This window comes from Pseudoduganella ginsengisoli (genome assembly GCF_009720865.1).
Taxonomy (GTDB): domain Bacteria; phylum Pseudomonadota; class Gammaproteobacteria; order Burkholderiales; family Burkholderiaceae_D; genus Rugamonas; species Rugamonas ginsengisoli.
Map to the genome: position 1 here is coordinate 91,217 of NZ_WNLA01000010.1, position 15,441 is coordinate 106,657.

Annotated in this window: 16 protein-coding genes and 1 riboswitch; of the genes, 11 read left to right on the forward strand and 5 right to left on the reverse strand. The window is 60.3% G+C overall.

What is annotated here, in order from left to right:
* The first annotated feature begins 242 nt into the window (after positions 1–242).
* Positions 243–1,733 (forward strand): tetratricopeptide repeat protein, encoded by a 1,491-nt coding sequence (locus GM668_RS15810; RefSeq protein ID WP_371868710.1) that lies wholly within the window; start codon positions 243–245, stop codon positions 1,731–1,733.
* Between the two features lie 3 nt (positions 1,734–1,736).
* Here GM668_RS15810 and dapF read toward each other — a convergent pair whose 3' ends face one another.
* The 3 genes from dapF to GM668_RS15825 are packed head-to-tail and all read right to left on the reverse strand — an operon-like array spanning position 1,737 to position 4,339.
* Positions 1,737–2,600 carry a diaminopimelate epimerase gene (gene dapF, locus GM668_RS15815; protein ID WP_155439927.1) on the reverse strand — a complete coding sequence of 288 codons (864 nt, stop codon included), beginning with the start codon at positions 2,598–2,600 and terminating at the stop codon, positions 1,737–1,739.
* Between the two features lie 3 nt (positions 2,601–2,603).
* Complete coding sequence (locus tag GM668_RS15820; protein ID WP_155439928.1) at positions 2,604–3,503, reverse strand: LpxL/LpxP family acyltransferase; 900 nt, start codon at positions 3,501–3,503, stop codon at positions 2,604–2,606.
* Positions 3,500–4,339, reverse strand: coding sequence for a lysophospholipid acyltransferase family protein (locus GM668_RS15825; protein WP_155439929.1), 840 nt, complete (start codon positions 4,337–4,339; stop codon positions 3,500–3,502). Before GM668_RS15825 ends, GM668_RS15820 begins: the two co-directional genes overlap by 4 nt.
* Before the next feature lie 186 nt (positions 4,340–4,525).
* Here GM668_RS15825 and metK point away from each other — a divergent pair, with 186 nt between their 5' ends.
* The 5 genes from metK (at position 4,526) to GM668_RS15850 (ending at position 8,929) form a co-directional block, all read left to right on the forward strand.
* Positions 4,526–5,689 (forward strand): methionine adenosyltransferase, encoded by a 1,164-nt coding sequence (metK, locus tag GM668_RS15830; protein ID WP_155439930.1) that lies wholly within the window; start codon positions 4,526–4,528, stop codon positions 5,687–5,689.
* Between the two features lie 108 nt (positions 5,690–5,797).
* A riboswitch (S-adenosyl-L-homocysteine riboswitch) is annotated at positions 5,798–5,864 on the forward strand.
* Positions 5,865–5,893: 29 nt separating this feature from the next.
* Positions 5,894–7,321: an adenosylhomocysteinase gene (gene ahcY, locus GM668_RS15835; protein WP_155439931.1), complete on the forward strand. Its 1,428-nt coding sequence runs from the start codon at positions 5,894–5,896 to the stop codon at positions 7,319–7,321.
* A gap of 64 nt (positions 7,322–7,385) precedes the next feature.
* Positions 7,386–7,742: a phage holin family protein gene (locus tag GM668_RS15840; protein ID WP_155439932.1), complete on the forward strand. Its 357-nt coding sequence runs from the start codon at positions 7,386–7,388 to the stop codon at positions 7,740–7,742.
* Positions 7,729–8,556 carry a methylenetetrahydrofolate reductase [NAD(P)H] gene (gene metF, locus GM668_RS15845; RefSeq protein WP_155439933.1) on the forward strand — a complete coding sequence of 276 codons (828 nt, stop codon included), beginning with the start codon at positions 7,729–7,731 and terminating at the stop codon, positions 8,554–8,556. Before GM668_RS15840 ends, metF begins: the two co-directional genes overlap by 14 nt.
* Positions 8,557–8,653: 97 nt before the next feature.
* Positions 8,654–8,929: a hypothetical protein gene (locus GM668_RS15850; RefSeq protein ID WP_155439934.1), complete on the forward strand. Its 276-nt coding sequence runs from the start codon at positions 8,654–8,656 to the stop codon at positions 8,927–8,929.
* On the opposite strand, the gene GM668_RS15855 is transcribed toward GM668_RS15850, so the two are convergent.
* Positions 8,926–9,462 carry a 5-formyltetrahydrofolate cyclo-ligase gene (locus GM668_RS15855; protein ID WP_229499405.1) on the reverse strand — a complete coding sequence of 179 codons (537 nt, stop codon included), beginning with the start codon at positions 9,460–9,462 and terminating at the stop codon, positions 8,926–8,928. The genes GM668_RS15850 and GM668_RS15855 overlap by 4 nt on opposite strands.
* Before the next feature lie 84 nt (positions 9,463–9,546).
* Here GM668_RS15855 and GM668_RS15860 point away from each other — a divergent pair, with 84 nt between their 5' ends.
* The 5 genes from GM668_RS15860 to GM668_RS15880 are packed head-to-tail and all read left to right on the forward strand — an operon-like array spanning position 9,547 to position 14,927.
* Positions 9,547–11,523, forward strand: a complete 1,977-nt coding sequence (locus tag GM668_RS15860; RefSeq protein WP_155439936.1) for a lytic transglycosylase domain-containing protein — start codon at positions 9,547–9,549, stop codon at positions 11,521–11,523.
* Positions 11,524–11,557: 34 nt separating this feature from the next.
* The gene (locus tag GM668_RS15865) at positions 11,558–12,283 is read left to right on the forward strand and encodes a glutathione S-transferase family protein (protein ID WP_155439937.1); all 726 of its coding nucleotides are present in this window, start codon (positions 11,558–11,560) and stop codon (positions 12,281–12,283) included.
* Between the two features lie 5 nt (positions 12,284–12,288).
* Entirely contained in the window at positions 12,289–13,395 is a 1,107-nt protein-coding gene (locus GM668_RS15870; RefSeq protein ID WP_155440016.1) for a tRNA nucleotidyltransferase/poly(A) polymerase-related protein, read from the forward strand.
* A gap of 59 nt (positions 13,396–13,454) precedes the next feature.
* Positions 13,455–14,132: a GNAT family N-acetyltransferase gene (locus GM668_RS15875; protein ID WP_155439938.1), complete on the forward strand. Its 678-nt coding sequence runs from the start codon at positions 13,455–13,457 to the stop codon at positions 14,130–14,132.
* A gap of 9 nt (positions 14,133–14,141) precedes the next feature.
* The gene (locus GM668_RS15880) at positions 14,142–14,927 is read left to right on the forward strand and encodes a substrate-binding periplasmic protein (RefSeq protein WP_155439939.1); all 786 of its coding nucleotides are present in this window, start codon (positions 14,142–14,144) and stop codon (positions 14,925–14,927) included.
* Here the strand turns inward: GM668_RS15880 and GM668_RS15885 are convergent.
* Positions 14,896–15,417, reverse strand: coding sequence for an Lrp/AsnC family transcriptional regulator (locus GM668_RS15885; protein WP_155439940.1), 522 nt, complete (start codon positions 15,415–15,417; stop codon positions 14,896–14,898). The two genes, GM668_RS15880 and GM668_RS15885, sit on opposite strands and share 32 nt — an antisense overlap.
* Between the last annotated feature and the right edge of the window lie 24 nt (positions 15,418–15,441).

The following is a 15,441-nucleotide window of genomic DNA, read 5'->3' on the forward strand; positions in this document are numbered from 1 at the left end:
GTAACTGCCGGAAGGTAATGGAATACTTGAGCAATATCAAATGCTTACGTGATACTTACACGACTGTTGTATGACGCGTCAACGCCACTTTTTGTGATTTTTGAGTAGTGCCGGATTGTTGGAATGTGGCAAGATTAGTAAATGCGCCTGGCCGAATACATTAATTTTTGCGGCTTAACGCAGCGTTTTCTTGAATGAATCATATTAATAGTGGAACGATGGCAAATCGTGAAGAACTAGGAATGATCCGAGGGGCGCGCGCCGGCGATGCTGAATGCCAGCTGGCATTAGGGAAGCTTTATTTGTTTGGCGGCGCCAGTCTGCCCCAAAGCCAGCCGACTGCGCTGCATTGGCTGAACCGCGCCGCGTTGCAAGGCCGCGATGAAGCGTGGCGCCTGATTGGCCGGCACGTCGGATTCGAACATGCGCGGCAAAACCCCGGCATGCTGCCGTGGTATGAGCGCGCCTGGGATGCTGGCGTGACGCAAGCCGGCCTGGTGCTGGCGCAACTGGTCTTGCTGGCGCCGGAAGCCGTCAGCGCGCCTTTGCGCAGCAAAGCCATGCAGGCGCTGGAAACTGCCGCGCGCGCAGGGATGCCGGATGCCGTCCGTCTGCTGGCGCAGCAGCGCCACCAGGCGCGGGCGTCAGGTAGCCCGGTGCCGCAGCCGCTGCCGCCAGTGAAAAACGATGACAGGCCGTTCAACGATACCGCGCTGGCACAAGCATGGGAAAAGTTACCGCGTACCATGTTCCTGGAGCAAGCGCTGCCGCTGGCGCGGCAATTGGTGCAGGATGCGCCGCAAGATGCGGAGGCAGCTCGCCTGTGCGGCTGGCAGCCTGCGCCGGATCAAGTGTTATTGCTGGCGCGCTGCGCACGCGCGATGGCGGAGGGGCCGGCAGGCGACATGGCGCGCCAGGCGGAACGGCAGCGTTATTGCGAGCTGGCTGCCTATGGCGGCGACCGTGGCGCCCAGCTGGCGCTGGGCTTGTGGTTTGCCCGCATGACATGCGATGGCGCCCGCGTGTCGGACGGCATTGCCGCCGCCAATTTCAAGCGTGCGATCCGCTGGCTGACGCAAGCGGGTGAGCAGGGCTTGGCGGATGCATGGTTTGCGTTGTCGCGGATTTACATCAAACCGGAATTTTCCCAGCGCAGCGTGGCGGAAGCGCAGGCTTGCCTGGAGCGCGCTGCCGGCATGGGCCACAGCGCGGCCCAGCTGGAGTGCGGTATCCATGCGTGGCGTTCGCGGCGCGGCGATGAACAAAATGATGTGCGCGCCACGTACTGGCTGCAGCAAGCCGCCGCACAGGGCGCGAAAGAAGCGGAAGCCGCATTGCAGCGGATTGCACCGGATACGCCTGATGCCGCGGCATGGGCGGCCGGCATGCTGGATTTGCGCGAATGGCAGCATAGCCAGCCGTTGCTGGCGGCGCGCATTGAGCTGGCGCAATTGTTTGGATTGACGCGGGCGGAAGCGCTGTTGCTCGACGTGGTGGCGGCCGACCAGGGGCATTGCCTGGTGGTGGACATCCGCGCCAGCTACGGGCGCAGCAAGCGCCGCCTGGTGCTGGTACAGACGGCCCAGCAGCGCCAGGCGCTGGACCGGATTACCCGGCTGTTCGAGCAGGTCGATTGCAGTGTGGATGGTCCCGAAGGGAATTACCGCCAGCGCTTGTACCGGTTAAAAACCTTGTTGCCGGATGAAAATGGCAACGGGCTGGCGGTGGTATAAAACTTAAATTTCTATTTCACCTTCATAGACCGTGACGGCAGGCCCCGTCAGCCACACCGGCTTGCCTTCGCCTTCCCACGTGATCGACAACTGGCCGCCGCGCGCATCGACTTTGACTGGCGAGTCCAGCAAGCCGCGGCGGATACCGGCCACGACTGCCGCGCACGTACCCGTGCCGCATGCCAATGTTTCACCCACGCCACGCTCAAACACACGCAAGCGGATGTGCTGGCGGTTGACCAGTTGCATGAAGCCCGCGTTGACGCGGCGCGGGAAGCGCGGGTGGTTTTCAATCAGCGGACCGGTCAGTTCGACAGGCGCCGTATCGACGTCGCTGACGATTTGCACGGCGTGGGGATTGCCCATCGACACCACCGACACCAGCACGGTTTCCTTGTCGCCAGCCAATTCCAAGGTCAATGGCCACAACGTGTCGCGGCCTTCTTTGACGCCGGTCAGGTTTTCCGTGTCGAATGGCACTTGCTCAGGTTCCAGGATCGGCGCACCCATGTCCACCGTGATGCTGCCATCGTCTTCCAGGCGCGGTGCAATGACGCCGGCCATGGTTTCCACGGAAATGCTCTTGCGGTCAGTCAGTCCTTTTTCCACGACGAATTTCACGAATGCGCGCGAACCATTGCCGCACTGTTCCACTTCGCCGCCATCGCTGTTGAAGATGCGGTAGCGGAAATCGCAATCCGGGCGGGTGGACTTTTCCACCACCAGCATCTGGTCGGCGCCCACGCCAAAGCGGCGGTCGCCCAAATGTTTCCATTGTGCCGGCGTGAAATCGATTTTCTGGTTGATCGCGTCGATCACGACAAAGTCGTTGCCGGCGCCGTGCATTTTGGTGAACTTCAGTTTCATCAATTAATTTCCTGTGTAAAGCGACGGTTCGCCATTGGGGCGGGTTTTGAAGCGCTTATGCGTCCAGAAATACTCTGCGGGCGCCTCGCGCACGCGGTCCTCGATAAAGGCATTCATGCGGCGGGTGGCTTCCACCATGTCAGGGCCAGGGTAATTCTGCCATGGTGCATAAAATTGTACTTGCCAGCCGCGATAACCGGGCAGGAACGTGCAGATCACGGGCATCACTTGCGCCCCGGTAGTGGCGGCAATGCGGGCCGTGGCCGTCAAGGTGGCGCACTGGATACCGAAGAAGGGCACGAATTCTGCATCTTTTTCACCGAAATCCATGTCGGGCAGCATGAAGTAAGGCAGTTTTTCCTTCAGGGCGCGCAAGATGGGCTTGATGCCGTCGTGCCGCGTGAACAATTTCACGGGTTTAAAACGGGCGCGGCCATCGCGCAATACCTGGTCGAACACTTTGTTCTTTTGCTGCACGTACATCGACGATGCCGACATTTCCATGGCGATCGAGGCGCCTGCCACGTCCAGGCACACGAAGTGGGGGCACAGCATGATCGTGGGTTTTTCTGAAATGGCCGCCACCGGCACGCCATGGGTTTCCGGGTGGGGGCCGTCAAATGACACCACCTTGATCAGCCGCTTTAAACGCTGTTCGGACGCCCACCACAAGATGCCCCGTTCAAAGACGCTGCGCGCATAGCTTTGGAAATGGCGGCGCGCCAGGCCGACACGCTGTTGTTCCGTCAATTCCGGCATGGTCAGCCGTAAATTCGTCAGTGTGATATCTCGGCGCGGCTTCATCACGGCAAACAGCAGCGACCCGACGGCCGTGCCAAAGCGGCCCAATACCGGCAGCGGCAGCCAGTGCAGCAGCCACATGAATCCCAGCAATATCCTCATGCCGCCTCCTGTTTGGCGCCGGCCGGCACTTTATAGCGGTTATAGCTCCAGTAATATTGGGCAGGGGAGCGGGCAATGAGTTTTTCCATCGCGGCATTGATGGCGCGCGCCTGTTGCGCGGAATCGCCTTCCAGCGTGCCGTCAAACGGGACGAAACGGATCACGTAGCCACGGCCGAACGGCAGCCGCTCGGCATACGTGGCGATGACGACGGCGTCGCCCAGCTGTGCCAGCTTGGCAGGCAAGGTCATCGTATAGGCTGTGCGGCCAAAGAAATCAGCAAACACGCCTTCGCCTTCCTGTGGCACCTGGTCCGGCAAGATGCCGACCGGCGCGCCTTTTTTCAGGAACTTGGCCAGCATGCGCACGCCCGACATGTTGGCTGGCGCCAACAGTAAATTCTTGCGGGCGCGGGCGCCTTCGATCAGCGGCTTCAGTGCTTCCTTTTTCGGCGGGCGGTACATCACCATCAATTCCTGGCGCAGCGCGATTTCTTGCGCGACGATTTCAAAGCAGCCCAGGTGCGGTGTCAGGAACACAATGCCGCGGCCCGCATCCAGTGTCTGTTGTACCAGTTCCCAGTTTTCCAGCGTGGCGTGGCGCGACACTTTTTCAGGTGGAGCGCACCAGATGAACGGCAATTCGGATATGCTTTTCCCAGATTCACTAATTGCTGCACGCAAATGTTGTTCAAACCCCGCCTGGCGCATGTTTTCTTTCATGCGGCGGCGGTGTGAAGGCGACAATAAATACACGAGCCAACCGAGCCATGCCCCTAGTATGTGGAGCAATGGCAACGGAAAGTGCGAAAAAAAGCGAAAAATAGTGACAAGCATGTATCGTTGGAGTAGGCAAAGTGCATTGCTTTGCCAAAAGTTCTGAAAAGAAGCGTAAAATACCACGTCGTAGTATCCGCTGAGTTAACAGACAACTTGCGAGGCGGAATATAAATCTCGCTAAAGCGTCGCAAGCCGGTTTTGGTTGTTGCGACAATGTTTTTCAACCATTATCAGGAGCTTGCGATGCCAGTTGATTACCTGTTTACCTCCGAATCCGTTTCCGAAGGCCACCCAGACAAGGTTGCCGATCAGATTTCCGATGCCATCCTGGACGCCATCCTGGCCCAGGACCCGAAAGCCCGCGTTGCCGCGGAAACCCTGTGCAATACCGGCCTCGTCGTGCTGGCTGGTGAAATCACCACCCACGCCAACGTCGACTATATCCAGGTTGCGCGCGAAACCATCAAGCGCATTGGCTACGACAACACCGACTACGGTATCGATTACAAAGGTTGCGCCGTGCTGGTCGCTTACGACAAGCAATCGCCGGACATCGCGCAAGGTGTGGACGAAGGCAAGGGCCTGGACCTGGATCAGGGCGCGGGCGACCAGGGCTTGATGTTCGGCTACGCTTGCGATGAAACGCCGGAACTGATGCCTGCTGCCATCTACTACTCGCACCGCCTGGTGGAGCGCCAGTCGCAACTGCGCAAGGATGGCCGCCTGCCATGGCTGCGTCCGGATGCCAAATCGCAAGTCACGTTGCGCTACGTAGACGGCAAGCCTGTCGCGGTGGACACCGTCGTGCTGTCGACGCAGCACCACCCGGACGTCACGCACAGCCAGATCGAAGAAGCCGTCATCGAAGAAATCATCAAGCCAGTGCTGCCAGCGGCATGGCTGAACGGCACCAAATTCCTCGTCAACCCGACCGGCCGTTTCGTTATCGGTGGTCCGCAGGGCGATTGCGGCTTGACCGGCCGTAAGATCATTGTCGATACGTACGGCGGTGCAGCCCCGCACGGCGGCGGCGCGTTCTCCGGCAAGGATCCATCGAAAGTGGACCGTTCCGCAGCTTACGCCGCGCGTTACGTGGCGAAAAACATCGTGGCCGCCGGCCTGGCGCGCCAGTGCCAGGTGCAAGTGTCGTATGCGATTGGCGTGGCCCGCCCGATCAACATCACTGTGTACACGGAAGGCACGGGCGTGATTGCTGACGAGAAAATTGCCGCACTGGTGCAAGAACACTTCGACCTGCGTCCGAAAGGCATCGTGCAAATGCTGGATCTGCTGCGTCCGATCTACGCGAAAACCGCGGCGTACGGCCACTTCGGCCGCGAAGAGCCAGAGTTTACGTGGGAACGCACCGATAAGGCCGCAATCCTGCGCGCCGCTGCCGGCCTGTAAGCTGTTTGGCGGATTACGCGCGTTCGCGCTAATCCGCCCTACATCCGGATGTAGGGCGGATCGTGATCCGCCATTGCATGCAACCCTTGGTTGCGTGCTAGAATCAAATTCTCCGAGGAGCGCTGCGACCAGTCACCTGGCCAGGCTCGGAACCTCAACACCGCGCTCACGTTACTTTTTTCAACCAATTGAAAGGAGGGCGTGATGAACGCCGTACTGAAATCCTCGCAAGACTACATCATCGCTGACATTGGCCTGGCGGCCTGGGGCGAAAAAGAAATCAAGATTGCTGAAACGGAAATGCCTGGCTTGATGGCCATCCGTGAAGAATTCGCTGCAGCCCAGCCACTGAAAGGCGCGCGCATCACGGGTTCGCTGCACATGACCATCCAGACCGCCGTGCTGATCCGCACGCTGGAAGCGCTGGGCGCCCAAGTGCGTTGGGCGTCGTGCAACATTTACTCCACGCAGGACCACGCTGCCGCCGCCATCGCGGCAGCGGGTACGCCAGTGTTCGCCGTGAAAGGTGAAAACCTGGATGAATACTGGGAATACACGCACCGCATCTTCGAGTGGCCAAACGACGCCGCCGGCAATGCCGTGTACTCGAACATGATCCTGGACGATGGCGGCGATGCGACCCTGCTGCTGCACCTGGGCGTGCGCGCGGAAAAAGATATCTCCGTGCTCAACAATCCAGGTTCCGAAGAAGAAATCTGCCTGTTCAACTCGATCAAGGCCCACCTGGCAAAAGACGCCACGTGGTATTCGAAGCGCTTGCCGGAAATCCTGGGTGTGACGGAAGAAACCACCACCGGCGTGCACCGCCTGTACCAGATGCACAAAGAAGGCAAGCTGGCCTTCCCAGCCATCAACGTCAACGATTCCGTCACCAAGTCGAAGTTCGACAACCTGTATGGCTGCCGTGAATCGCTGGTGGACGGCATCAAGCGCGCCACCGACGTGATGATCGCAGGCAAGATCGCCGTGATTGCCGGCTACGGTGACGTGGGTAAAGGTTCCGCGCAAGCAATGCGCGCGCTGTCGGCGCAAGTGTGGGTGACGGAAATCGACCCGATCTGCGCACTGCAGGCCGCGATGGAAGGCTACCGCGTTGTCACGATGGATGAAGCCGCTTCGCAAGGCGACATCTTCGTGACCTGCACCGGCAACTACCACATCCTGACTGAGCAGCACATGCTGCAAATGAAGGACCAGGCCATCGTCTGCAACATCGGTCACTTCGACAATGAAATCGACGTTGCGTCGCTGAAGAAATACCAGTGGGAAAACATCAAACCACAAGTGGACCACGTGATCTTCCCTGATGGCAAACGCATCATCTTGCTGGCGGAAGGCCGCCTGGTGAACCTGGGTTGCGGCACGGGCCACCCATCGTATGTGATGTCGTCGTCGTTCGCGAACCAGACCATTGCACAGATCGAACTGTTCACGAACACCAAGCAATACCCGGTGGGCGTGTACACGCTGCCTAAGCACCTGGATGAGAAAGTTGCTCGCCTGCAGCTGAAAAAGCTGAATGCGAAGCTGACCACTCTGACGGAAGAGCAGGCCGCTTACATCAACGTGAAGGTAGAAGGCCCTTACAAGCCTGAACACTACCGTTATTAATCCGTAGATGAGGGCTGCCGTCCACAGGCGGCAGCCCTTTCATCCAGCGGTTGCGAGGCTTTCTATGCGTTTGGTCCTTACCTGGTTAATCAATGCGGCCGCCCTGCTTGCCGTGCCCTACCTGATGCATTCCGTCGATGTCACAAGCATTGGCGCCGCCCTGGTTGCAGCCCTTGTGCTGGGCCTGGTCAACACCCTGATACGTCCTGTTTTGCTGCTGCTTACCTTGCCTGTGACCGTGATGTCGCTGGGCTTGTTCATCCTCGTCATCAATGGCTTCATGTTCTGGCTGGTGGCGCAATGGGTGGACGGCTTCCACGTCGATAGCTTCTGGTCCGCAATGGGCGGCGCGATTTTGTACAGCGTGATTTCCTGGGCTCTGTCTACCTTACTTTTGAAGAATGCAGATGGAAACTCATAATTTCAGTATTGAATTCTTTCCGCCCAAGACGGCGGAAGGGGCGGAAAAGCTGCGTGCGACGCGCGCCAAGCTGTCCGAATTGCACCCTAAATATTTTTCCGTGACGTTCGGCGCCGGCGGCACGACGCAAACCGGCACCCTGGATACCGTACGGGAAATCATGGCCGCGGGGGAAGAAGCGGCGCCGCACCTGTCGTGTGTCGGCGGCACGCGCGACTCGATCCGCGCCATCCTCAATGAATACAAGTCGCATGGTATCAAGCGTATAGTGGCGCTGCGCGGCGACTTGCCGAGCGGCTATGGCGCATCCGGCGAATTCCGCTATGCCAATGAACTGGTGGAATTCATCCGCGCCGAGACGGGCGACTGGTTCCACATTGAAGTGGCGGCCTATCCGGAAGTGCACCCGCAAGCCCGTTCGCCGCAGCATGACCTGGACGCCTTCGTGCGCAAGGTGAATGCCGGCGCCAATGCTGCCATCACGCAGTATTTCTACAACGCGGATGCGTATTTCCAGTTTGTGGAACAGGCAACCAAAGCCGGTGTCACGGTGCCGATCGTGCCGGGCATCATGCCGATCACCAATTACACGCAGCTGATGCGCTTTTCCGACATGTGCGGCGCGGAAATCCCACGCTGGGTGCGCCTGAAACTGGCCAGCTTCGGCGACGATACGGCATCCATCAAGGCGTTTGGCCTCGATGTGGTGACGGACCTGGCCCAGCGTTTGCTGAAAGGCGGCGCGCCAGGCTTGCACTTTTACTCGATGAATCAGGCGGCGCCGACCACGGCGCTGTGGCAGCGTCTGGTGTGATGGTGCTCAACAAGGGCGCTGGCGGGCGCCCTTGTTGACTCATTGTAATTTTTCCAAGTGGCTGGTACATTGCGCGCCCCTGCTCTGGATCTGATCAATGATGATACGCCGTCCCATGCACGTGTTTCTGTTCTTCTTTGCCTTACTTGGTGGCATCTTGGTTTTGGCCCTGTCAGCCGCCACCCATAGCGCCAGCAATGCCCTGTTAGGGCTGGGATGCCTGGCGGGTGCCATGGCCATGTTGCCTAATGCGTTTCCAGTTGTTGCCGAAGGCGCCGCCGCCTCGGTGGCGAAGCAATATTCGACCATATTTTGGCTGCTGAATATGGCATGCCTTGGCGTCGGCCATGCATGGCGGCTTGGCTGGCTTTAATCCGCCTCCGTCAGCATGACATCGAGCGCCACGTCGTGCGGATCGTCAGGGAAATCCGCCTGCAGGCAACTGTAGGCAATCCCAGCCGTGGCCGGACGGGGCGTATGTTCCAAGGTCCGGTCATAAAAGCCGCCGCCATAGCCGAGCCGGAAACGGTGCGGGTTATAGCCTAGACACGGCACCAGCAGCGCGGGCGGGTAATCCGTCATGCGCAAGCCGGCGGGTACCGCCACCCCCATGGTGTCTTTGACCATGGCTTCCCCAATTGTCCATTCCGCAAATTCCAGCGCCGTATGCTTTGCCACCACCACAGGCAGCAACAGCCGCACACCGCGCCTTGCCAGTTCGTCATACGCCGGCCGCAAATCCGGTTCATCGCGTAGCGGCCAGTACACCCCCAATTCCTGGATCTTGTTTTCCGCCTGCCACGCCAGCACCTTGGCGCATAGCGCCTGGTCCCATGCGGCCCGTGTTTCCGGCGCCAGTGCGCGGCGCGCGGCCAGCAACTGCTTGCGTAGTTCGGCCTTGCCCAAGGGCAGTTTATCTGGTGGCGTGGCAGGGTTGCGTGGTATTCTTGGATCGCTGGTCATGTCTGGATTTTTTGTGAGAGTCGTACCTTGATTTCCCCTTCGAAATGGATAGCCGGCATCGCGATTGCCTGTGCTTTCGCCTCCGCTGCATCCCACGCCCAAGCTGACGACATCGACACCCGCAAGGAAGACGATGCGTTCCTGTTGCTGCGCGAAGCCGTGCGCAAGGAGGAACCGGCAAAGGTGGACTTTTATGCAGCCCGCCTTGGCAATTATTCCATTCCGTCGTACGTTGATTATTATCGGCTGAAATCCCGTTTGAAGGATGCCGCCACCTACGATATCCGCGAGTTCCTGAAGCGCTACGAAGGCAGCGCCATTGCCGACCGCCTGCGCAATGACTGGCTGCTGGAACTGGGCCGCAAAAAAGACTGGCCGAATTTTGATGACCAGTTGCCATTGTTCGTGTTGAACGACGATACGCAAGTCAAATGCTATGCGCTGCAATCGAAAGCCTTGAAAGGCTTGAAAGTCGCGGACGATGCGCGCGTGCTGCTGACGCAGCCGAATGTCTATGGCGAAGCGTGCGCCGGCTTGATTGCCACCTTGTACCAGGCCGGCCAGTTCTCCGCGGACGACGTATGGGCGCAAGTGCGGCTGGCCGGGGAATTCAATGCCACCGGGCAGGCGCGGCGCGCCATCCTGCTGCTGGGCGGCGTCGATAAAAAGATTTCGCAGGCAGTCGATACGCCGCTGGTGGCGCTGGCCAAGGGCGCCGGTTCGTCCAAGGCGGATCACGAAACTTTCCTGGTGGCCGTAGGCCGCTCGGCGAAGACCAGCATGAAGCTGGCCACCCTGGCATTGAATAAAGCCGCGCCTAAACTGACGGCGCAGGAACAGGCAATCGGCTGGGCCAATATCGCACTGCAATCGTCGTACACGCTGGCGCCGGAAACCGATGAATACTGGCGCAAGTCGAATGGCGCGCCCTTGTCGCTGGACCAGCACCAGTGGAAGACCCGCTTCGCGCTGCGTGCCGGCGACTGGAAGCAAGTGAAAAAAAATATCGCTGCCATGCCGGAAGTGCTGCGCAGCGACCCGGCGTGGGTGTACTGGAAAGCGCGCGCCCTGATGGCGGAACATCCGGGCACGCAGCCATCGGGCGAAGCGGCGCAGTTGCTGCGCTCGATTTCAGACCAGCCGAATTTCTATGGCTTGCTGGCGCAGGAAGAACTGGGCAAGCTGGTGACGATCCCGCCGCCAGGCGCGCCATTGACGGACGCTGAAGTGGCGGCCATCGCAAGCAGGCCCGGCTTCCAGCGCGCATTGAAATTCTTTGGCATGCGCCTGCGCTTCGAAGGCACACGCGAATGGAATTGGGAATTGCGCAGCCTGAATGAACGGGAACACCTGGCTGCGGCGGAATTCGCGCGGCAAAACCATATCCTGGACCGCATGGTCAACACGTCGGACCGCACCCGCGTGCAAGTCGATTATTCGCAGCGCTTCCCCGCACCGCATGACGACATCATGCATCCGGCCACGCAAACACTGGGCCTCGACAAGGCATGGGTATATGGCTTGATCCGGCAAGAGTCGCGTTTCATCATGGATGCGCAATCGCATGCCGGTGCGTCCGGCCTGATGCAAGTGATGCCATCGACGGCGCGCTGGGTGGCAAAGAAAATCGGCTTGACGGATTACGTGTCGGACGCCATCACGGACGTGCGCACGAATATCCTGCTGGGCACCAATTACATGAACATGGTGCTGGGGAACATGGATGGCTCACAAGTATTGGCGTCGGCTGCGTATAACGCGGGCCCGGGCCGCCTGCGTTCGTGGCGCTCCACCTTGGACAAGCCGATGGAAGCGGCCGTGTTCATTGAATCGATTCCCTTTGTGGAAACCCGCACGTACGTGAAAAATGTGATGTCCAACGCCACGTATTACGCTGCCCTGTTCGAGGGCAGGCCGCAGTCGATCAAGGCGCGCATCGGCATCGTGGCGCCGAAGGGCTATACCGAACAGCAATTGCAGGAAGCCGCATTTGGCGGCCGCTGAACCTTAATCGATATCCTCTTATCCCTGGAAACCCATGCAAACTGAACTCGACCCCCTGCTGTCGCAAACCCTCGCCGCTGCACGTGAACCAGGCTTGACCCTGGTGATCGGCAACAAGAATTATTCGTCCTGGTCGATGCGCCCGTGGGTCGCGATGACGGCTTTTAATATTCCCTTCCACGAAGTGCGCGTGCTGCTGGACCAGCCGGATACGGCAACGAAAATCGCCGCGTATTCCGCGTGCGGCCGCGTGCCGGTGCTGCTGGCGGGTGAAATGACGATCTGGGACAGCCTGGCCATTTGCGAATACCTGGCCGAGCAATTCCCTGAAAAACATTTGTGGCCGCAGGATGTGGCCGCGCGCGCCATGGCGCGTTCCGTGTGCGCGGAAATGCATTCGGGCTTTTCCAGCCTGCGCACGTCGATGTCGATGAATATCAAGGGCCGCTATCCGGGCAAAGGCCGCACGCCCGGCACGCAGGCGGACATCGGCCGCATCAGTGAAATCTGGGAAGAATGCCTGGCCCGCTTCGGCCACACGGGCGGCCATTCCGGCTTCCTGTTTGGCGACTTTTCCATTGCGGATGCGTATTACGCACCGGTCGTGATGCGCTTCCACACGTATGGCGTGACGTTGCCGCCTGCGCTGAACGGCTATTGCGAGCGCGTGCGCAACCATCCTGCCGTGGCCCGCTGGATCGAGGAAGCCATGGCGGAAACGGAAACCTGCCCGTTGCATGACGCGGAAATGCCGGACTGATGCCGATGCAGATTTATGTGGTCGGCGGTGCGGTCCGCGACGAGCTGCTGGGATTGCCCGTCCAGGACCATGACCACGTGGTGGTGGGCGCGACGCCGGAAGAGATGGTGCAGCAAGGCTTCCGCCCCGTCGGCAAAGACTTCCCCGTCTTTTTGCATCCGACAACCCACGAAGAATATGCGCTGGCCCGCACCGAGCGCAAAACAGCGCCCGGTTATAAAGGTTTTGTATTCCACACGTCGCCCGATGTGACACTGGAACAGGACCTGGTGCGGCGCGATCTCACCATCAATGCCATTGCCAAGGCCGGTGACGGCGCGTTGATCGACCCATTCAATGGCCGCGCCGATATCGCGCAGCGCATCTTCCGCCACGTGTCCGATGCGTTTGCGGAAGACCCGGTGCGCATCTTGCGCGTGGCGCGTTTTGCCGCGCGCTACAGCGACTTCACGGTGGCGCCGGAAACCAATGCGCTGATGCGGCACATGGTGGAACTCGGTGAAGTGGATGCGCTGGTGGCCGAGCGCGTATGGCAGGAAGTGTCGCGCGGCTTGATGGAAGCGGCGCCGTCGCGCATGTTTGCCGTGCTGCGCGATTGTGGCGCGCTGGCGCGCATCATGCCGGAATATCCGGATGACGCGCAGGCCATGCAAGTGGCCGATTATGCGGCCGCCAGCGGACTGGATTTGCCGGTGCGCTTTGCCGCCTGGCTGCAAGGGCTGGACGTCAAAGCCGTCGAGCAGTTGTGCAAGCGCCTCAAGGTTCCCGCCGAATGCCGCGACCTGGCCGTGATGGCGGCGCGCGAGCGCGGCGTGGTGGCCGATGCGCTGGCGCTGGATGCCGGCGCCATCGTCAAATTGCTGGAGCGCTGCGACGGTTTCCGCAAACCGGCCCGCTTCAGCCAGATGCTGCAGGCAGTGCAGGCGGGCGCCTGCGCAGGCAAGGAGGCCAATTGCCCGTATCCGCAGCGGGCGCGCCTGGAAGCAGCGTTGTCCGCTGCACGCGCCGTCAATGCCGGCGGCATCGCACTCTCCTGTGCGGATAATCCGTCGCGGATTCCTGACGCTGTGCACGGTGCACGCGTGGCCGCCGTCCATGCAGCGCTGGCATAACCTGCGCTAAACATGGGGTAAGATGGCAGGCGAGCCGCGCCCCGCGGCCGGGAGCCGCCATGAAGCTGAACCTGTTCCGCAATCCATTGCGCCGCTGGATGTCCGGCGACGGCAGGGATCGTCCTACTGTTCCAGTCAAGGAATTGGCAGAGCGCGACCGGCGCCGTATGCTCCGGCATTTCATGGCGCTGGAAAAGCCGGACCGTCTGCTGCGTTTCGGCGTCCATACGCCCGATGACCAGGTTGCCAATTACGTCATGGGCATCGATTTTTCCCGCGATATGGTGTTTGGCGTCTACAACCGCGTGTTCAAGCTGGTGGCGGTCGGGCACCTGGCGTTTGCGCCGCGCGAAGAAAAGAATTCATCGTCGGAAAAAGAGCGGGTGGCGGAATTCGGCGTGTCCGTGCTGAAGGCGGCGCGCGGCCTGGGCATCGGCTCAAAATTGTTTGAGCGGGCTGCTATTCACTGCCGCAATAACGACGTCGATACCCTGTACATGCACTGTCTGTCTTCCAACAAGACCATGATGCATATTGCGAAAAAGGCCGGGATGGAAATCCACCGCGATTATGGCGAAGCGGACGCTTACCTGAAACTGCCCGCGCCCAGCCCGGGCACCGTCTTGCAGGAAGCGCTGGATGAACAATTGGCAACGCTCGACTATGCGCTGAAAGCCAATACGCGGGCCGCTGCCAAGCTGCTGGACAAGCTGCCCGGCATGAAATCCAACGATTGAAAGGCCGCCATGCGATACGTGTCGTGTGCGTTTGTTGCTCTGTTCGTTGCGGTGAAGGTGTCCGCCGCGCCGCTCAACCTGTGCTTTGAAGATATCCCGCAGGCGCCGTGGACCACGCCGGACGGCGCGGGGCTGAATATCGAGCTGTTGAAGCGCGTGGCGCGCATGACGGGCGAACAATTCAATTACATTGCCCGTCCATGGAAGCGCTGCGAAGAAGAGACGCGCAGCGGCGTCATGGATGGCATGATCGGTCCGTCGGACAATCCGCGCCGCCGCGCTTACAGCCTGCCGCCGCGCAAGCCAGATGGCACGCAAGACCCGGAGCGCGCCATGTATCACGACCATGTGCCGCTATTCCTGCGTACCGGCAGTGGCGCCAGCTGGGATGGCAAGCATCTGGTCAACCCGCGCGGCCTGGTGGTGGCGCAGCGCGGCTACTACACGGTGGATATGCTGCAGGCGCTGGGCCAGAAAGTCATCGACACGCCCAAGTCAGCGGAAGAGGGCTTGCGGCTGCTGGCGGTGGGAGCGGCCGATGTGGCGGTGCTGATGGGACGCTCGGCGGAAGGCGCGCTAAGCGCGGATCCCCGGTTCCACGGCCAGATCGAACTGGCGCGGCAGCCGTTCGCCACCTTCGACTTTCATTTGATGATAGGGCGTAAGACGTTCGAGCAGGACCCCAAACGCATCGAAGCCATCTGGAACGCCATTGCCGCCGTGCGGGCCACGCCGGAATACCGCAAGCTGGAAGCCGCGCAGCTTACAGCAGCGGCAACGCCGTCGTATCCTTGATCCGCTGCAGCGCAAACGACGACTTCACATCCAGCACAGCAGGGTGGCGCAGCAGCGTCGCCATCATGAAGCGGGAAAAGTGGTCCATGTCTTCCACGTGCACGCGCAGCAGGTAATCCATTTCACCGGTCATCGCATAGCACGCCACCACTTCCGGCCACTGTTCCACCGCCACGGCGAAGTCCGCGCGCGGCGACGCGCCGGCCGGGTTCACGCCCAGTGCACGGGCATTGCTGTGGGCTGCCGCATCACTGTGTTTTTCCAGCCGCACGTTCACGTAAGCCAGCAGGCCCAGGCCGATCTTGTCCGGGTCCAGCAGCGCCACGTACTGGCGGATCACGCCTTCCTCTTCCAGCCGTTTGATGCGGCGCAGGCAAGGGGAGGGCGACAGGTTGACTTGTTCGGCCACGTCCTGGTTGGACAAGCGGCCATCGCTTTGCAAGATGGACAAAATCTTACGGTCGGTTTTGTCGAGCGCAATTTTAGTCATGATTTCCTCTTATTCTTTTGGCGA

Coding starts and splice junctions, on each gene's coding strand:
- GM668_RS15810 (WP_371868710.1), top strand. CDS start 243: ATGATCCGAGGGGCGCGCGCCGGCGATGCTGAATGCCAGCTGGCATTA.
- dapF (WP_155439927.1), bottom strand. CDS start 2,600: ATGAAACTGAAGTTCACCAAAATGCACGGCGCCGGCAACGACTTTGTC.
- GM668_RS15820 (WP_155439928.1), bottom strand. CDS start 3,503: ATGAGGATATTGCTGGGATTCATGTGGCTGCTGCACTGGCTGCCGCTG.
- GM668_RS15825 (WP_155439929.1), bottom strand. CDS start 4,339: ATGCTTGTCACTATTTTTCGCTTTTTTTCGCACTTTCCGTTGCCATTG.
- metK (WP_155439930.1), top strand. CDS start 4,526: ATGCCAGTTGATTACCTGTTTACCTCCGAATCCGTTTCCGAAGGCCAC.
- ahcY (WP_155439931.1), top strand. CDS start 5,894: ATGAACGCCGTACTGAAATCCTCGCAAGACTACATCATCGCTGACATT.
- GM668_RS15840 (WP_155439932.1), top strand. CDS start 7,386: ATGCGTTTGGTCCTTACCTGGTTAATCAATGCGGCCGCCCTGCTTGCC.
- metF (WP_155439933.1), top strand. CDS start 7,729: ATGGAAACTCATAATTTCAGTATTGAATTCTTTCCGCCCAAGACGGCG.
- GM668_RS15850 (WP_155439934.1), top strand. CDS start 8,654: ATGATGATACGCCGTCCCATGCACGTGTTTCTGTTCTTCTTTGCCTTA.
- GM668_RS15865 (WP_155439937.1), top strand. CDS start 11,558: ATGCAAACTGAACTCGACCCCCTGCTGTCGCAAACCCTCGCCGCTGCA.
- GM668_RS15870 (WP_155440016.1), top strand. CDS start 12,289: ATGCAGATTTATGTGGTCGGCGGTGCGGTCCGCGACGAGCTGCTGGGA.
- GM668_RS15875 (WP_155439938.1), top strand. CDS start 13,455: ATGAAGCTGAACCTGTTCCGCAATCCATTGCGCCGCTGGATGTCCGGC.
- GM668_RS15880 (WP_155439939.1), top strand. CDS start 14,142: ATGCGATACGTGTCGTGTGCGTTTGTTGCTCTGTTCGTTGCGGTGAAG.
- GM668_RS15885 (WP_155439940.1), bottom strand. CDS start 15,417: ATGACTAAAATTGCGCTCGACAAAACCGACCGTAAGATTTTGTCCATC.